The organism is Micromonospora sp. NPDC049044, from assembly GCF_040649215.1.
Lineage (GTDB): Bacteria > Actinomycetota > Actinomycetes > Mycobacteriales > Micromonosporaceae > Micromonospora.
In genome coordinates this window covers 66,411-81,844 of the sequence record NZ_JBEZFA010000005.1, presented here as the reverse complement: position 1 = coordinate 81,844, position 15,434 = coordinate 66,411, and the positions used below count along the sequence as shown (strand labels likewise).

The 15,434-nt window shown below is 66.0% G+C and carries 15 protein-coding genes; 3 read left to right on the top strand and 12 right to left on the bottom strand.

The genetic code is table 11. The annotated features are described in order from the left end of the window. Positions 1 to 24: 24 nt before the first annotated feature. The 3 genes from AB0B85_RS05590 to AB0B85_RS05580 form a co-directional block, all read right to left on the bottom strand. A complete protein-coding gene (locus AB0B85_RS05590) occupies positions 25 to 333 on the bottom strand; it encodes a spread protein (RefSeq protein ID WP_357403907.1) in 309 nt (102 codons plus the stop codon). Next, positions 330 to 1,970 (bottom strand): FtsK/SpoIIIE domain-containing protein, encoded by a 1,641-nt coding sequence (locus tag AB0B85_RS05585; protein WP_357403905.1) that lies wholly within the window; start codon positions 1,968 to 1,970, stop codon positions 330 to 332. The genes AB0B85_RS05590 and AB0B85_RS05585 overlap by 4 nt, the downstream gene beginning before the upstream one ends. A 257-nt stretch (positions 1,971 to 2,227) precedes the next feature. Then, positions 2,228 to 2,626 carry a transcriptional regulator gene (locus AB0B85_RS05580; protein WP_350856940.1) on the bottom strand — a complete coding sequence of 133 codons (399 nt, stop codon included), beginning with the start codon at positions 2,624 to 2,626 and terminating at the stop codon, positions 2,228 to 2,230. Between the two features lie 200 nt (positions 2,627 to 2,826). Between AB0B85_RS05580 and AB0B85_RS05575 the strand changes: the two genes are divergently transcribed. Together AB0B85_RS05575 and AB0B85_RS05570 are read left to right on the top strand one after the other, a co-directional pair. Continuing rightward, the gene (locus AB0B85_RS05575; protein WP_357403902.1) at positions 2,827 to 3,693 is read left to right on the top strand and encodes an AAA family ATPase; all 867 of its coding nucleotides are present in this window, start codon (positions 2,827 to 2,829) and stop codon (positions 3,691 to 3,693) included. Continuing rightward, entirely contained in the window at positions 3,690 to 4,232 is a 543-nt protein-coding gene (locus tag AB0B85_RS05570; protein WP_357403900.1) for a kinase, read from the top strand. Before AB0B85_RS05575 ends, AB0B85_RS05570 begins: the two co-directional genes overlap by 4 nt. On the opposite strand, the gene AB0B85_RS05565 is transcribed toward AB0B85_RS05570, so the two are convergent. The 3 genes from AB0B85_RS05565 to AB0B85_RS05555 form a co-directional block, all read right to left on the bottom strand. After that, complete coding sequence (locus tag AB0B85_RS05565) at positions 4,190 to 4,969, bottom strand: HAD family hydrolase (protein ID WP_357403898.1); 780 nt, start codon at positions 4,967 to 4,969, stop codon at positions 4,190 to 4,192. The genes AB0B85_RS05570 and AB0B85_RS05565 overlap by 43 nt on opposite strands. A gap of 850 nt (positions 4,970 to 5,819) precedes the next feature. Further along, positions 5,820 to 6,824 carry an MBL fold metallo-hydrolase gene (locus tag AB0B85_RS05560; protein ID WP_357403896.1) on the bottom strand — a complete coding sequence of 335 codons (1,005 nt, stop codon included), beginning with the start codon at positions 6,822 to 6,824 and terminating at the stop codon, positions 5,820 to 5,822. A 21-nt stretch (positions 6,825 to 6,845) separates the two neighbouring features. Further along, positions 6,846 to 9,503, bottom strand: coding sequence for an N-6 DNA methylase (locus tag AB0B85_RS05555; RefSeq protein WP_357403894.1), 2,658 nt, complete (start codon positions 9,501 to 9,503; stop codon positions 6,846 to 6,848). A gap of 342 nt (positions 9,504 to 9,845) precedes the next feature. Here AB0B85_RS05555 and AB0B85_RS05550 point away from each other — a divergent pair, with 342 nt between their 5' ends. After that, positions 9,846 to 10,838 (top strand): HNH endonuclease, encoded by a 993-nt coding sequence (locus tag AB0B85_RS05550; RefSeq protein WP_357403892.1) that lies wholly within the window; start codon positions 9,846 to 9,848, stop codon positions 10,836 to 10,838. Positions 10,839 to 11,101: 263 nt separating this feature from the next. Here the strand turns inward: AB0B85_RS05550 and AB0B85_RS05545 are convergent, their stop codons facing one another. From AB0B85_RS05545 to AB0B85_RS05520, 6 genes are all read right to left on the bottom strand, one after another. Beyond that, positions 11,102 to 12,265, bottom strand: a complete 1,164-nt coding sequence (locus AB0B85_RS05545; protein WP_357403890.1) for a site-specific integrase — start codon at positions 12,263 to 12,265, stop codon at positions 11,102 to 11,104. Then, positions 12,262 to 12,480, bottom strand: a complete 219-nt coding sequence (locus tag AB0B85_RS05540) for a helix-turn-helix domain-containing protein (protein ID WP_357403888.1) — start codon at positions 12,478 to 12,480, stop codon at positions 12,262 to 12,264. Before AB0B85_RS05540 ends, AB0B85_RS05545 begins: the two co-directional genes overlap by 4 nt. An 82-nt stretch (positions 12,481 to 12,562) precedes the next feature. Further along, complete coding sequence (locus tag AB0B85_RS05535; RefSeq protein WP_357403886.1) at positions 12,563 to 14,038, bottom strand: replication initiator; 1,476 nt, start codon at positions 14,036 to 14,038, stop codon at positions 12,563 to 12,565. Between the two features lie 17 nt (positions 14,039 to 14,055). Beyond that, positions 14,056 to 14,289, bottom strand: a complete 234-nt coding sequence (locus AB0B85_RS05530) for a hypothetical protein (RefSeq protein ID WP_196920157.1) — start codon at positions 14,287 to 14,289, stop codon at positions 14,056 to 14,058. Then, a complete protein-coding gene (locus AB0B85_RS05525) occupies positions 14,286 to 14,708 on the bottom strand; it encodes a hypothetical protein (protein ID WP_357403884.1) in 423 nt (140 codons plus the stop codon). Before AB0B85_RS05525 ends, AB0B85_RS05530 begins: the two co-directional genes overlap by 4 nt. Positions 14,709 to 15,219: 511 nt before the next feature. Beyond that, the gene (locus tag AB0B85_RS05520; protein ID WP_099849185.1) at positions 15,220 to 15,432 is read right to left on the bottom strand and encodes a hypothetical protein; all 213 of its coding nucleotides are present in this window, start codon (positions 15,430 to 15,432) and stop codon (positions 15,220 to 15,222) included. Between the last annotated feature and the right edge of the window lie 2 nt (positions 15,433 to 15,434).

Below are 15,434 nucleotides of genomic sequence, written 5' to 3'. Positions count from 1 at the left end.
CACGTGCTCCAAGCAGGCAGAGGGTCAGCGGTGGGTGGGGGTGATGTGCACGCGGATCCACTCCGGCGGCTCACCGGTCGAGGCCACGGCTTCCGAAAGGCAGCGCCACAGCGCCCACGCCTCGGCCTGGGTGAGGTACATGCGGCGCCGGCCGGATCCAACTGCGACGTACAGGTCGGCGTCGGGGGTGACGCGGACCGTGACCGGCACCGTGGCCTTGTCGACGTGTGGGGCGCGCAGCCGGTAGAAGCGACGCTGCTGCCGGGTCTGCTCGTCGGGTTCGTCGGCGTAAGGCATCCGCACCGGGACGTCCTCGGGCAGCTCGATGGTCATCGGGGATCACCGCCGTTCGGGGTGGTGTTGAAGTCCAGGGCGTTGAGCAGCGACGGCGGCAGCAGCGGCGCAGCCTGACGGGGCGGGGTCGGCCGGTAGGTATGCCGCCCGTTAGAGCGGGCCGGCTTCACCGGGGCAGGGGACTCGACCGGTTCCGGCGCCACCTCAGGCGACGCGGGGAACGTCGCGGCCATGTCCCGGATCACGTCATCAGCGATGAAGGAGAACCGGACGCGGGCGGGTTCCGGCTGGCCGTCAAGCAGGACGTAGGCCACGCCCTTGGCCGACAGCGGGATCTGATCCGCAAGGGCTCCGCGGTCACGGGCGCCGTCACCGAGCAGGAGATCGACGTGGCCGCGTTCGGTGAGGCCGAGGGCGACGCGGGTCGGGAACAGGTCGCGGACCGAGACGACTTCCTTGCGGGGGTCTTGGGTGGCGGCGACGACCAGGACGCCGAGCCCGGCACCCTGCGACAGCAGCAGCCCCAAGCTCTGGGCGATCCGGTTGCGGATGTCGCTGTCGGGCAGGTACGCCAGCAAGGCGGCGATCTCGTCAATGACGATGACGATCAGCGGCTCATCCACGGTCGGCGTGTGCACCCGCACCTTGCCCCGCAGCAGCCGTTGCCGAGCGCGCATCCGGGTCACGGCGTCATCGAGCATGTCCGCCATCCGCGACCAGTCGTCATCGACGTATCGGGAGAACAACGGCCGCCCGATGGACAGCTCCATGCCGCCCTTTGGGTCGATCGCCCACACCCGCACGAGGCCCGAGCGGATGCCGGCGGCGAGCGCGCGAAGCAGGGACCAGATGACCGAGCCCTTGCCCATCCGGGTCGCCCCGCCGATCAGGACGTGAGTGGCGAGCAGTCGCAGGCAGTAGACGGCCAGGTCTTCGCGCAACCCGAGCGGTAGGGCGGTGAAGTCCGGGCGGGCCGGCACGGGCAGTGGTGCCACGATGCGGGTCAGCGGGTCGCGGCGGATGAACACCAACCACACATGCCGAGGCCGGTCCCGGAACCGGATTGCGTCGAGGCAGCGCAGCAGCCAGGCCAGCCGACCTGAGCGCACGGGTGGTGCCTGGCGGCGGCCGGAGAAGACGCGGCAGTGCCGGGTGCCAAACGAGTACGCCAGGTCCCGGGCGGCCTTGTGGTAGGCCTCCGGGTTCTGCCCCCGAGGCATCCGCAGCACCACTTCATCCGTGGCGTAGGAACAGCGCACCGAGAGCAGGTCGGGGACCTTCTCGCCACCGTCGTACTTCTTCACCAGCCCGCACAGCGTCATCGCCTCGTGCCACTGACGCCGGTAGACCCACAGCCGCCGCCAGACCGTGACAGCACGCAAGACGACATGGCGGTGGAAGGAGTCCCAACCGCGCCAGAACCAGACACCGCCCGCAGCGGCGAGGACGAGCAGGACCAGAAGGTGAGGCCACCAGCCGCGCGACTGGTGAACGTCGACGGCGACCAGGACCAGGGCGACGCCCGGCCAGGCACGCCAGTGGCGCAGCGCCCAGATTCCGAGGCGCACCACCGCCACGGCGAGGCGGACCAGAAGGAACGCGATCGTAACCGTCCAGACCAAGGGCCACGGGGTAGCCACCTGGAGGCGGCGGAAGTTGACCAGCGGGGCGCGCATCACGCCACCGCCTTACGGGCGCTGTGCTGCTCGGTCCACGCCTCCGCGCAAACCTTGTGCACCGGCTTGCCCGCAGGGCTGCGGCAGATCGCCGGCTTCCCGCAGAGCACACACGGGACCGGCTCGCCGGCACTACCGCCGCGAGTCCAGTCCAAGGAAATTGGCATGATGAACCTGCCCTTCCAGGCCGAGAGGGTTGAGAGGGCAGCGGGGCGGTCAGGCCGTAGGAAGCGGACCGCCCCGCGCCATGAAAGGGATCAAGCAGCCTTGCCGCGCGACTCCGCGAGGGTCTTGGGCGCCGTCAACGCGGTCGCTCGGTAGGAGTAGGCCAGCCGGCCATTGCTGCCGACGTACGGCGTCACCATCAGGTTCTCGAACTCCACCGGCTGAAACGGACCCACCGGCGGCACCGGCTGCACATCCGCCAGAACCTTGATCGACACCTCACGCGAGCGGGAACCCAACTCCGGGTCCATGTCCATCACCCGGCACTGCCACACCCGCTGCCCCGTCAGCTTGTCCTTACTCGGCGTCCGCGCCCGGGTCTTCTCGTCGAAGTCCTGCGCCTCCGCGATCGAGTCCGGCACCAACACACACCCGTGCGGGAAAACCGCCTCGAACGGAACCGAGAACCGAGTACCACCCCTGAGGGCCATGTCGATCTCCTTCGCTGCTGCGACTTGACCGGCGCTCCGGTCTCTGTGATGCACCTAACCTAACAACTGATATGGATATCAGTCAACTGTTAGGTGCAAGGTTCTCGTGGAGCACATGCGAGCCGTCAGGGCACCTGTCATCTGTTAGGTCGCTGGTAACCTGCAGTCGATACGCGATGTCAACCAGAGGGAGCACCGCGATGACCTCTCCGCAGGGCCGCACCGAGCGGCCGGAGGCCCGGCATCAGCAGGTGGCTCGAAACATCCGCAACGAGATTGAGGCGGGTCGACTGGTGCACGGCACCGCCCTGCCGTCGACCAGGAAGCTTGCGGAAGAGTGGGGCGTCAGCGTCTTCACCATCACCGAAGCCATGAAGGTGCTGGCCGATGAAGGGCTCGTCATCAACGAGTCCCGCTCGAAGCGGGTGGTACACGCGCCAGACCAGCTGCGCCGCAGCGAGGTACGCCCGGAGCGTCCGCGAGTTTTGTTGATCGGTGGCTACGCAGGTAGCGGCAAGACCGAGTTGGGCCGCATCTTGGCGCGCGAAACGGGGTGGCCGATGCTCGACAAGGACACTCTGACTCGGCCAGTAGTTGAGGCAGCGCTGGATACGCTGGGACTATCGCCGAACGATCGCGAGTCGCAGACGTACCTGACCACTATCCGCCCGCGCGAGTACGAAGCCCTGCAAGACGCGGCTAGTGAGAACGTGCAGTGCGGTAACAGCGTCGTTGTGACAGCGCCCTTCATTCGAGAGTTCGGCGATCCCGCATGGATGGCTCGCACACGTGCGTTCTACGAGGCGGCGAACGCCGCTGTCACCGTGGTCTGGGTGTACTGCGATGCCGACACGATGCTGACTTACGTACGTCGGCGCGGCGCTGCCCGCGATGGGTTCAAACTTGCCGACTGGCCGGCGTACGTGGGCTCCATCAACCTTGACTTCCGTCCGGTGGACGCTTACGTGGTGGTAGACAACTGCGCTTCGAGCCGTCCCTTGCAGGAGCAGGCCAAGGAACTGGTAAAGGGGATCCTCGCGGGCGAGGGCTTGTGGCGCGGGGTGTGATCCTCTACGGACCACCAGCGGCCGGCAAGGACACCGTGACCGCTGCGTTGCGCGACCTCGACCCCCGGTACGTCCTGTTCGAGCGGCTGAAGGTGGGACCGGGCCGCACGAGGGGTTATCGCATGGCCGATGAGACGACGCTCGACCAGTTGCGCCGTGCCGGCGATGTCGTTTGGGAGAACCATCGATACGGCGCGCGGTACGTGGTCGACCGTCCATTCCTGACGCAGCGGCTGTCGGCCGCGGTGCCTGTCGTGCACCTTGGGCAACGCCAAGCTGTCGCGGCTGTTACGAGGGCTGTCCCCGATGCCAGCTGGTCAGTGGTCTACCTCTGGTGTCCCCGTGATGTGGCTGAGCGGAGGATCGTGGCGCGCCACACCGGCGACACGGACGCGCGTCTGCGGGCATGGGACGACACCGAACCTCTACCCGACGCGGATCTCACCATCGACACCGCAGAGGTGTCCCCGCATGCCGCAGCCGAGCGGATCCACCGTCACGTCCTGCCCGATGGTCGATCGACCGTGCCGAACGCCTGACGGAGCAGTTCGAGTAGACCGTGACCGTCCTGGATCGTCGCGTCGGGGGTCAGTTCGAGGTCCGGTGGCTCACGGTCCGTGCGGGGCGAACGCATCAGAATGGCGGCTTGAGCAGCAGCGCGGCGGGCGCAGGCGATGTCCCGGTGCAGGCTGTCACCGATGAACCAGCAGTCTCCGATAGGTACGCCAACGGCGTCAGCTGCCAGAAGGGCCAACTGCGGGTTTGGTTTGCGGGGGCCGGCTTCGTCGCTGTAGAACTCGGCGGTGAACAGGTCGGACAGACCGGTGGTGGCGAGGTAGTCGCGGTGGGCGGCGCCGCACAGGGTGTTGCTGACCACGGCCAGGGGTAGCCCGACGTCGGCAGCGGCGCGCAGTGCCTCCGGGACGCCGGGACGCACCTCCCATTCGGCCCGCCAGGTCCATGCATATGCCAGCGTGGTGGCTTCCCGCTCGACCGCGGCTCGGGCTGACTGAGGCCAGGTGGGGGAGACGAAGCTAGCCCACACCTGCGCGTGCGGAAGTTCCATCGGGTCGCCGGTCTTGCCCACCTCATCGCGCCACAGCGCATATGCCCGTACGCCCTGGCGCAGATCAGCGGCGATCTGCTCATCGGATACCGCGCCTTCCACGATCCGGGCGAACTGGCGAACCAGCTCGGGCGGGGCCGAAGGCTGCGGAGGCGCGTCAACCAAGACGCCGCCAAAGTCCAGCAGGAGTGCGCGAGGCGTATGAAGCATGCGGCCATCCTTCACCAGCGAAGAGAAGGGGTGAAGGAGCAATGATCTAGGGCTTGGTGAGCCGGCAGGATCTCGATGTCAGCGGGTCGGGGCGCCGGAGCGTGAGTGGCCTCTTCGCGGCTGTTTCAGTCGACTGCGCCGGAGCGTGACCCGGGCGGCACGTCGCGGCCGGTGGAAAGCTCGATCGGGTGAGTTGCTTCGCGCTGGCCTTGGTCGCTCGGAGCTGCCTGTGATCTGTTGCCGAATTGGCCTGTACTAGATCAAGGCGCTCCGCGCGGCGCGGGCCGGGGCGCGGTAACCGGCTCCTGACGGAGCCGCCGCCCCGGCCGCCTACGGCGCCGGGGCGGAAAGTCAGCCGGCCCGAACCCCACACCCCGCCCCGCGCGTCACCCCTGGGTCAGTGAGGTGACCCGGTGACGAGCCCGGAAGACCGTGGCCGGGCGGACTCTCTACCCGTTCTCAGCGATCCGAAGGCGCACGAAGACCGGCGGGCACCTCGGCAGCCGAAGTTGCCGAACGGCGATCACGGTGCCGCCGAGGCCAATGGGAGGGGGGAGGTGGAGAGGGCGGAGGGGTGAGGGAGGGGCGGGGTTAGGGCTGCCTCCGGCGGGGGCCAGACGACTCCGGGATGGAGTTGCCGAACGGTTTCGACGGGTGGGTGGTTCGGGAGCTGCCATCCCGCCTACCACCGACCCAGGCAAGCCGAGCAGACCAGGGCCAGGGCGCCAAGGTCGTTCGTCCGGTGGGGCGCTCCACCTTGTCACCCTGGCCCTGGCCCGCTCCACGGTGTGTGGGTCGGCGGCAGACGGGATGGCGGCAGAGGACGATCTTGCGGATTGGGAGCCCGTCCCTAATTCACCAGAGCGTCTTCCCCTTCAGTAATGCCAGTCGGGGTCGGCCCCACGGTTGCGGGCCTGCATAGCGGCCGGCTCCAACCGTTGATTAGAGATTCGAGCTGGGGACTGTCGGGCGACCTCGTTACGCGTCCACCGGGACTAAGCATCAACGAAACAGTGCCAGCACAGGGAGTGTTGGGGCCATGGAGTCCGGAATGGCATCGCTCAGTCACTTGGGTGCACATCACGCCGATTTCGTGTTGAGCAACAAGCCGAACGGTCGCTGGCAGGGGGTGGCCGTACCTGTTGTCACTTCCAGCGCTAAAAATCACGAGCGACGGCTCTACTGCCTGCAGTAATTTTTGGTCATCAGCATGTCGTTCGGTGTGCCTCATCGCGCCATGGTGCGGCCACTTAAGGACGTCGGACCGAATTTGTGTTCCCTCGGAAAGAATTCGGCTCCAGACTCGGCCGTCTGCGTCACCGCCTACAAGGACCCTTGTGCCGTTAGCGTCTAGCAGAACTACGCCGCTAGCAAGGTTTCGGTCAAATGAGGAAACAGCATGCAGTAGTTGCCGATAGGACGGAGCGAGTAGTTCAAAGCGAACTGCTCCAATTGTCCCAACGAGGCCCTGCCTGGCATCACTGAATTCAATATGGTTGTAACGCCGATCGCGCAGCCGTCGCAGGGTGGCGATCACGCGGCCTTGATTGCCATGCGCGAGCAGGGTCTCATGATTGAAGCGCAATGTCTTGGCCTCGCATTGGTCCAAGACCCCTACAATGCCGCCGAAGTGATCCAGGTCCCAATGTGTGATCAGTGCGATTGCAAGCCTGCATCCCCGCTCATTGAGGGCCTGCTCGACGACGTGCTCCCGTCCGCCAGGGCAGTCAATCAGCAATGCCTCTTTAGTTGAATGATCGACGACGAGGGTCGCATCTCCTTGACCAACATTCAGGAACAGGACCTCGACATCCGCCTCTTCGCCGACGTCGAAGGATACAGAAGATCCCGGCACATTCCCTCCCCGTCACTGCATTCAATTAGCGCCCGCCACGACGGGATGGGCGTCGTGATAGGCGGGATCCCGCATCAACGTTTCGGCATCAACCCAGCTCTCGGGTTGATAGAAATACTGCCCGTCCTCGGGTGAAGCCCCATCCGGGATAAGAACGTCGAAGGTGGCGCCCGGTCGGCATAGTGCAGCCGGCAACCCTGGTGGCGGTTCAACCCACACGCCTTCTGACGAAGTAACGCCAATTACCTCAATCAACATCCGCTGTTCGGCCACCTCAAGCACGATGCCAAACCTAGACCGAGGCTTGCCCCTGTTCCTTAATCCGGCCGTTGTAGCCGAGTTGGCATACCGGTGAACTCCCTCAGGAGCCACAAAATCCGATAGACGGTTTACCAGTCTTGTTTGCACCTCGGAGGGAACGTCCAAGGTTCTCCAGACAAGCTCGTCGATGGCGCGAGCGACCTCGCCTAAAGCGTCGGGCTCGGCCGCAACTCTAATCCCCTCACGCCCCAGCTCGGCCAGTGCTACCCAGTCCAACCGCCGAGACGGCGACGGGATACTCAAGACGTCTGCTGTACTAATGTTCCTCTCAACAGCGCGTTCGTCGATCCAGCACGATGCGAAGGCGGAAGCAAGGAAGGCCGTCAATCCAAAGAGGTGCGTCTCGTCGTCATCGTGTGGAATAACCATGTGCATGCTGTTCCTGACCAGCACGCCACGATGGTCGAGAGCTGTCCACAAGCGCCAAGGAGTGTCGGGGCCACTGGCCGCAGGGACAATGACCTTCCGACGGCCTAGACCCACCGCACCGCGGCCCGTTTGGAAGTCATCCGGAAACCGAACGGGCTTTAGCGATTCTTCGGACAGTTCCGAAAATGCTCGCATGTCTCTAAGGCGCGCAAGATACAGGCAATTAGAGTCTTCAGTAGGGCGAGCTGCAAACCCCGCCACAGGTTGTGGCCCTGCACGTACGGCCGCAACGGACGAAACGGTAGCACCCTCCCGACCTCTAAAAGAGGCGGTCAGGGGACCGGAAAGAAGCGGACCAGATTCCTCGATCTTGTCCGGGTCGGCGAGGTAGGCCTCACCGCCCGACAATCCTCGGTAGAAAGAACCAAGGTCGGACTTACGGAAGACCCTACGGAACAGAATGGGTCCCTTGCGAGAAGGTGCGGACGTCTGCTTTTGAGCGAAGAGCACCGCCGGTGCCATGTTGCCCGACTCGAACGCCCCCTTAGGGAGACGCCATACCTCAAATAGGTCGCAAGATTCCCGCAGAACTGCTCTCGCTTCCCTGCTGCTCCTATTTTGCAGCCATCCAACCGGCAACACCACTGCAAGCAAGCCCCCAGGCCGGAGGCTCGCGAGCATCCACCTTAGGAAGTCGTCTGCGGCCTCGACTCTGCGGCCATTGGCCGTGTTGGTGTTCCTCCAAGGAGGATTTGCCACCACGATGGATGGCCTGTCGGCATCGACCATGCGCTCAAGCAACGCGTCTCGCTGCCGTACGTCCCACCCATTGCCAGCCGGCATGGCGTGAAGCAGAAGGCTTAGGCGGGCGATCTCCACTGCGAACGCATCCGTGTCGAAGCCTCGCAAGTGCTCAGCGAGGTCACGATGGCTCTGCGCTAGGTTCCATTCGGTGGGTTGTAGCGATCTCAGGCGATCATGCGCCGCAAGCAGGAGGCTTCCTGAGCCGCACGTTGGGTCCAGTACAGATCGATCGCCTGGAGGGATCAGCTCTACCGGCAGCTCTGCCAGCATCCGTCGAGATAATCCAGGAGGCGTGTAATGAGTGCCCAGCTGTCTCCTGGTAATGTCGCTGACAAGCGTGCTTTCGTAAACTCCACTTAGCACGAGTGGGTCTAGGCTCTTGAAGTTGATATCCGCGCCTAACCCGGCAACTGTGCCAGTCAAGCCATCCAGTTCCAAGGGGCTTAATGCCTGCACCCAAGAGAACTCGCTCGGGTGCCTTTGCAGGATTGTATCGAGCAGAGCCCCTGCAGAAAGCTTGGGGAAGTCTTCTTTATCTCTGAGTACCAACGCCGCGAGCGCACCCACAACTAGCCTGGAGGCTTTCTGGTGGGACCTTTCTAATGCCTCGCGTTCGGTGCCTACCTCGCGGTCGTAGCCGAGGTGATCGAAGGCTGCAATTAGAGCCCTCTCGACCCGTGGCGCTAGACGATCCTCGGTCGCTTGCCTTGCATAATCCAACAATGACACATCGATCGGGAAGAGGCCGGGTTGACGGCTTCCGGTCTTCATTTCGAAGATGTGACGAGGGCTCAGGTGCTCGCGGACATCCGTAGTTAAGCTCAGGTCGCCGAATGGAATATCAAATAGCGGATGCGTGTTGCCGTCCCGAGTCACGGTGGCTAGGGCTAGCCCCGCCGAATCAGCCAACCCAACGATCGGTGCGGCGAGGGACCTTCCGATTTGAGCAGCCTGGCCCCAGACGTCCTCGCGCGCCCCCTCGGCGAACTCGACGACTAGGGCAGCCGTGCTCATGTCCTTCGGCTCACTGCGGCTGAACGCCACGAGGTCCGCCGCGACCTGCCGGTCTCCGAGCCAGACCGTGTACTCATGCTCGATGAGGTCATCGCCGTAGCCGAGTAGTCGCAGCGTGTCAAGGAGCTGCCGTGTCTGCGGCCTGCTCTTCGCCCGATTCTCTTGCCGCATACGAGAAGGGTCGCACACAAAGGACGTTCGGCGCAGTATCGATAGTCTCCGTGATTTGAAGTGGTTACAGAGTGCGTGCGCCGTCCCTGCGACCTGAGTCTGGGTCGCATCCGTCGCTCACCCGGCGGTAGTGCTCCTGGGAGAACGCTGGCGATGCCGTCCGGCGAGCTGGCCCACGGAGGGTGTACCAACTAGTAGTACAGCAACCGGCCCACCTGTAGTAGCCGCAACGCGTGTGCCATCGGCCGTGCCACCGCGCAGATGGCCGTAAGAGATCGCAACGCCCGGAGCTACGGATTAGAGGGCCTCACGCTGTCGCACTCGCCACCTACGATCTCGCCCGTGGGTCTTGCTGATGTGACACGCTCCGATGTCCTCGCCGCCGCTCAGGAGTTCGACAAGCTCGGCCGGGACGCGTTCCTGGACAAGTACGGCTTCGGGAGCGCCCGGACGTACTTTCTAGAGGTCAACGGCCGCCAGTACGACTCCAAGGCGATCATGGGCTACGCGCACGGGGTCAGCCAGGGCGAGTTCCTACGCTCCGGTGACTTCACCGGAGGGGAGGCGAGCGTCGTCCACCACCTTCGACGGCTTGGCTTCGTCATCCGGACTCACCGCAACCCGCCCTGGACGTGGGACGAGGTGGTCCTGGCCTGCTCTCTCGTGCGCGACAACGGCTGGCGGTGGCTGACGCCAAACGACGCTCGCGTGGTTGAGCTGTCTGAGTTGCTCCAGCTCTACACCGCGCACCCGATAGAGGAGCGCGGCCCGGACTTCCGCAACCCCAACGGCGTGGCCCGCAAAACCGCCGACATTGCCACCCAGCATCCGAACTACACAGGCAAGCCAACCAACGGCGGCCGGTACGACCCGGAAGTGCTCATGGCCTTCCTCGACAGGCCAGCCGAGATGGAGCAACAGGCCACCGCGATCCGGCAAGCCATCCTGGACGAGTCAGCTGGCCCTGCAGAGGTGGCAGACGTGGACCTCGACGGGCTCAGCGCCGACGAGGGGCGGGTGCTACAGCGGCTGCACCTCCGCCGCGAACGAGACCCGAAGCTACGGCGAAAGGTGATCGAGGCGCACAAGCGCCGGCACGCGGTGGTCGCCTGCGAAGCATGCGGATTCGACTTTCAGAAAACGTATGGCGACCGCGGCACCGACTACATCGAGTGCCATCACCGCACGCCTCTCCACGTCAGCGGACCTACACGTACGCGGCCGGAAGACCTCATGCTGCTTTGTTCCAACTGCCACCGGATGATCCATCGATCCTCGCCCTGGTTGACCCCGGAGGAACTCATCTCGCTCATCGAGCGCCACCGGTCGCAGTAAGCCGTCCCCACCACCCCTGGTAGCCGCGGGGCAGCCGGGAGGCAGCCGAAACAGCAACAAGGAACGGCAAGGGGCGACACGAGATGGCGAAGGGGCGCTGCCTAGCAGCGTGAAATCGCACCGGACGGCATTGAGCGATGCACCGCAACGGCGTTCGGGACGAAGAGGTCGTCGGTTCGAATCCGGCCACCCCGACCAGGTCAGAGGGCACATCCGATCCATGGATGTGCCCTCTAGTGCTTCCTGGGTGACGAACTGAGTGACTACGCCTCAGCAGCCGGCGCGAAGATGCGATCCATGACCGCCGCGCCCTGGAGCAGCACCGGCCGGAGCTGGTGACGGTAGACCAGCTCGGTGACGGTGGTGCCGGAGTGCCCGCACAGGTCGGCGATGTCCTCCAGGCTTACCCCGCTGTCGGACAGCAGCGACACGAAGCTGTGCCGCAGCTCACGAGGTGTCCAGGCAGCCGGATCGAGGCCGGCGAGGGTGACGACTCGGCGGAAGGCCCGGCGGACGTTGGCCGCATCAAGGGCAGTGCCGACAGTCGAGGCAAAGACCAACCCGAGCGGCTGCCAGTCCTTGCCGGCAGTCTTGCGCTCCTGGTCTTGGCGCTGACGGTGATGGGTCAGCGCGGTGACGCACCGCATCGGCAGCGCGAGGGTGCGTCGAGACTTGCGAGTCTTGGTATCGCCGCCATCCCGGTCAGAGCGCCACACCTGGATCGAGGGCGGTAGCGGCGGATCAAGGTCGGGTTGACCGTCAAGGTCGACGTGGTCCCAGCGCAGGGCGCGGAGTTCTTCGGTGCGCGCGCCGGTCAGCAACGAGAGGACGACATAGGCGTGCAGGCGACTTCCGTCGGAGGCGTCGAGGACGGCCTTCGCCTGGTCCAGGGTGAGGGACTTGGAGGGGCGGCCCTCCTGGCCGCGCGGGACGGTGCACAGCGCGACGACGTTGCGCTTCACCTTGTCCCGGGCCATGGCTCGGTTCATCGAGCGGTTGAGGCACCCGTAGAGGTCACGAAGGGTGCGGGTGCTGAGGATGGTGGCCTTGTCGGCTAGCCAGCGGTCGACGTCCTGGGCGCGAAGCTCGCGTAGCTTCCGAGCGCCCAACGCCGGGATGATGTGGGTACGGCACAGGATCTCGCACTTGGTCTTGGTGCGGTCTGATCGGCCGTTGAGCCCGTAGGTGAGCCAGTCGGTGACGGCTTCGGTGACGGTGTAGTGGTGCTCGGCGATGGCGAGCCCGTCTTCGTAGTCGCGGATCTTCTCCCGCAGTTTCGCGCGAGCTTCGGTCTTGGTCTTGCCGCTGCCTTTGCGCACGATGCGTTTGCCGGCCGGGGTGTAGCCGACGGTGATGGTGGCCATCCAGCGTTGCCGGGACTCGTCCCAGTGCAGGCCGCCTTCTCCCCTGGCGCGGCGTGTGGTCATCGGGTGCCTCCTTCCTGGGCTTCGTGTTCGAGCAAGTCGACGTAGGCGGTGATCGCGGCGGCGGGGACGAGACGGGATCGACCCTGTCGGACGGTGCGCAGTCGGCCGGCGCGGATCTGTTCGTAGATCACGGTCCGCGACAGGCTGAGCAGTCGCATGGCCTCAGTGATCCGGTAGAGCGCCTTGCCCGGCGCGTCGATCGTGGGTGCGGTCAAACGGGGTGGTCCTTCCTACTCGGGGCGGCGGGTTCTTGACACATACGTGTCAAGAGTGGGTGGGTGGGTTGACACGTACGTGTCAGCCGACGAGATCGCGCATCGCTTCGCGGCCGGCTTCTGCTCGTTCGCGGGCCATGGCTGCGGCGGTGTTCGCTAGGAGTGCGTCGCCGGTGGTGAGCCAGCCGGAGCCGGTGTAGGCGAGGGTGTTGATGACGACGGTGGTTTCGCTGTCGTGTTCGGCGGCGTCCTGGTCGTGCTCGACGGTGCGGCGCCATATGACCCGGGCGTCGCGCAGGATGCGGAAGGTGACGGAGTAGCGGCGGCTCTTGGTGAGGAAGTGGCCGCCGAAGCCGAGCATGTGTGCCCACCGCCGCAGCCCGGTCCAGTCGGGTGCGCCGCCGAGGGTCCAGGCGGCGTCGATGAGTCGTTCGGTGTGGGTGCCGTCGGGGTTGGCATACAGGTCGATGATGTCGCCGTTGAGCCGGCCGGAGGCGTGGCCGGTGGCCTCGGTGCTCTTCGTGGCGTACTTCGCCAGGTAGGCAGCAACCATGGCATCGGTGATTTCACCGTCGCCAGCCAGCCGGACCGGGCGGATGTCGGCGTAACGGCCCTTGCCCTCATCGCCCCACCCGATAGACCAGGCGGCGAGCTGGTGGGGGTGGGGGTCGGTGGTGAACGAGGTGGAGGCGGCAGCCTGCTCGACGGCAGCGACCAGGTCCAGCAGCCCGAGCGGAGCCGGGGGCGCGACGATCGCGCCGGGGCAGTCGGGGTTGTTGCCGTCGAGGCGGATGATGACGTGGTAGTGCACGACGCCGCGTCGTTGCATCTCGGCGACCTTGCCGTAGGACAGGCGCAAGGAGCCCGCGGTGAGTCCGAACGCGCGGGCGGTCTTGGCCAGCTCGCGGCGGATCGCGATGGTGGTACGCCGCCACAGCTCGCCGGCCTGGTTGTTGAACACGACCTGGGCGTGGTGGTCGTAGCAGTCCAGGCACAACGGCGTCCCGAGGGCTTTTTCGTCGGCGGCGTGCAGCCGCTGGCAGCGCAGGTCCACCCCATGCGGGCACAGCACCTCAGCGCGGCGCGGACGGCACGGGATCGCCTGCCCGGTCTTGCTGGTGCGCCGGGTGTGGACCGCGCCGAACGACGGGGCCGTCAGCGTCACGAACACGGCGGGGTGCGCGGAAACGGCGGCGGGGATGCCTTTGCCGCCGATGAGGCCAGCGCGGATGAGGTGGAAGGCGTCGCGGCGGTAGACCTCGGCGCAGGACGGGCAGACGGCGGCGCGGCGGTTGCCGCACGGCTTGTAGATCTGCCCGTCGGGCATGTCCTCCGTCGAGGCGAGGGCGAGGAGTTCCCCGGTGGCGGGGTTGATGGTGGCGCACTCGCCGGTCAGCCGCACGGGTCGGGTGCAGCCGGCGGCGGGGCGGACGTGGTGCAGCCACGCGAAGTAGTTCGGGTCCTGGGCGCGGAGCCGGCCGAAGTCGGCGGCGTCAACAGCGCGGCGGCCCGAGACGAACGGGTGTGGTCCCGGGCGACGGATGTCGCCCGGGGTCACAGGTTCGATGGTGACCGTCACGCAGTGACTCGCGTGGTGGTCGTGGGCAGCTCACCGTAGATACGGGTGAGCAGTGCGGCGTAGTAGCCGGGCACCTGGGCGCGGTGGTTCTCCCACAGGAAGACCAGCCGCACGAGCAGGTACACCTTGGGCAGGGTCATGCCGTCGCGCTCGGCCAGGATCTTCATCCGGCCGATGAGCTGAACAGGTTCCCAACCTCGGGACAGACGCGCCAGGCGTAGCGGACTCATGCCGCCACCTCCGAAGCGGTGGCCTGGTGCCAGGCGGTCAGCGCGGCATCCGGGCGGGTGGCCCGGCGGTGCATCCGCACGAACTTCGCCGCGATCGACATGGCGTCGCCACGGCTGTCGAGGCCGGGAAGCAGCGCCTCCCAGTCTCGCCACTGGCAGCGGTCCAGGGCGTTCCGGATGCGGGCACCGATGTCCCGCACCGTGTTCCAGCCGAGGGTGGTGATCTGGTCCGTCACGAGACGGGCCATGTCCTCGTAGGGCAGGTTCCCGTGGGTGGCCCAGCGGGCACCAGCGGCGAAGAACACCGCCTGTAGCTCCCACTCGGTCAAGGAACCCAGATCGGTCGGTGCCGACTCCACCGGACGGGTCGAGGTCGGCAGGTGCAGCACCTTCGCGGCCGTCCCCGTCGTCGCCATCACCGCGCGTCCCGCTGGGTCGACGGCCTGCTCATCAGGGCGTCGTGGACCATCAGATCCGCGAGACTGCCGTCATCCCAGACGGCAACGCCACGCCACGCCTTCCGACGCGGGGTCGGCACAGGCTCAGGCGGGCAACACGAGTCACAGCAGCAGTACGGGTTGGCGGGGTTCGGGCAGGCATCGGCGCAGATGACGGGTTCGGGGCAGGAGACGGGGTTGGCAGCGGGCGGCAGTCCAGAAACCTCAGTAGGGGTCGAAGCAGCGAGCAAGCCGGGAAGCTCGGAGACGAGCGAGACGGCGGCACGCGCCACGGGGTAAAGACCCGAGGTCGATGGGGCAGGGACGCGGGTAGGCTGATAGAGCATCGTGTGGTCCTTTCGCGAGGTAGACCGATGCGCCCGGCCTCAGCGGGTGGCAGCCCGCTGGGGCCATCTATTGGAGTGCTCTACAGCGCCGGTGCTGTATTGAGGCCGACTTTACAGCACCGATGCTGTAGAGGGAAGGATCGAAGCTACTTGCCGTGGCGGGGGCGTGACTCCGCCCAGCTCTTGACCGTCTGGGGCCGCCAAGCCGGCGATCGACCGAACATCCGCTCCGGAGCGGGAGCCTGCTCGCGGGCCACGTAGGCCGCCCAGGTGCCCCGCGCGATTCCGAGATAGGCGGCGCATTCCGCCGCTGTCCACCAGTCGTTGGGCAGCGCGGGCGGGTTCGTCATCCGTGTCATTA

What these genes read in the sequence shown, in the direction of transcription:
- AB0B85_RS05580 (WP_350856940.1), bottom strand. Translation starts at nt 2,626, where the DNA reads ATGGCCCTCAGGGGTGGTACTCGGTTCTCGGTTCCGTTCGAGGCGGTT.
- AB0B85_RS05530 (WP_196920157.1), bottom strand. Translation starts at nt 14,289, where the DNA reads ATGAGTCCGCTACGCCTGGCGCGTCTGTCCCGAGGTTGGGAACCTGTT.
- AB0B85_RS05520 (WP_099849185.1), bottom strand. Translation starts at nt 15,432, where the DNA reads ATGACACGGATGACGAACCCGCCCGCGCTGCCCAACGACTGGTGGACA.
- AB0B85_RS05565 (WP_357403898.1), bottom strand. Translation starts at nt 4,969, where the DNA reads ATGCTTCATACGCCTCGCGCACTCCTGCTGGACTTTGGCGGCGTCTTG.
- AB0B85_RS05545 (WP_357403890.1), bottom strand. Translation starts at nt 12,265, where the DNA reads ATGACCACACGCCGCGCCAGGGGAGAAGGCGGCCTGCACTGGGACGAG.
- AB0B85_RS05590 (WP_357403907.1), bottom strand. Translation starts at nt 333, where the DNA reads ATGACCATCGAGCTGCCCGAGGACGTCCCGGTGCGGATGCCTTACGCC.
- AB0B85_RS05585 (WP_357403905.1), bottom strand. Translation starts at nt 1,970, where the DNA reads ATGCGCGCCCCGCTGGTCAACTTCCGCCGCCTCCAGGTGGCTACCCCG.
- AB0B85_RS05575 (WP_357403902.1), top strand. Translation starts at nt 2,827, where the DNA reads ATGACCTCTCCGCAGGGCCGCACCGAGCGGCCGGAGGCCCGGCATCAG.
- AB0B85_RS05555 (WP_357403894.1), bottom strand. Translation starts at nt 9,503, where the DNA reads ATGCGGCAAGAGAATCGGGCGAAGAGCAGGCCGCAGACACGGCAGCTC.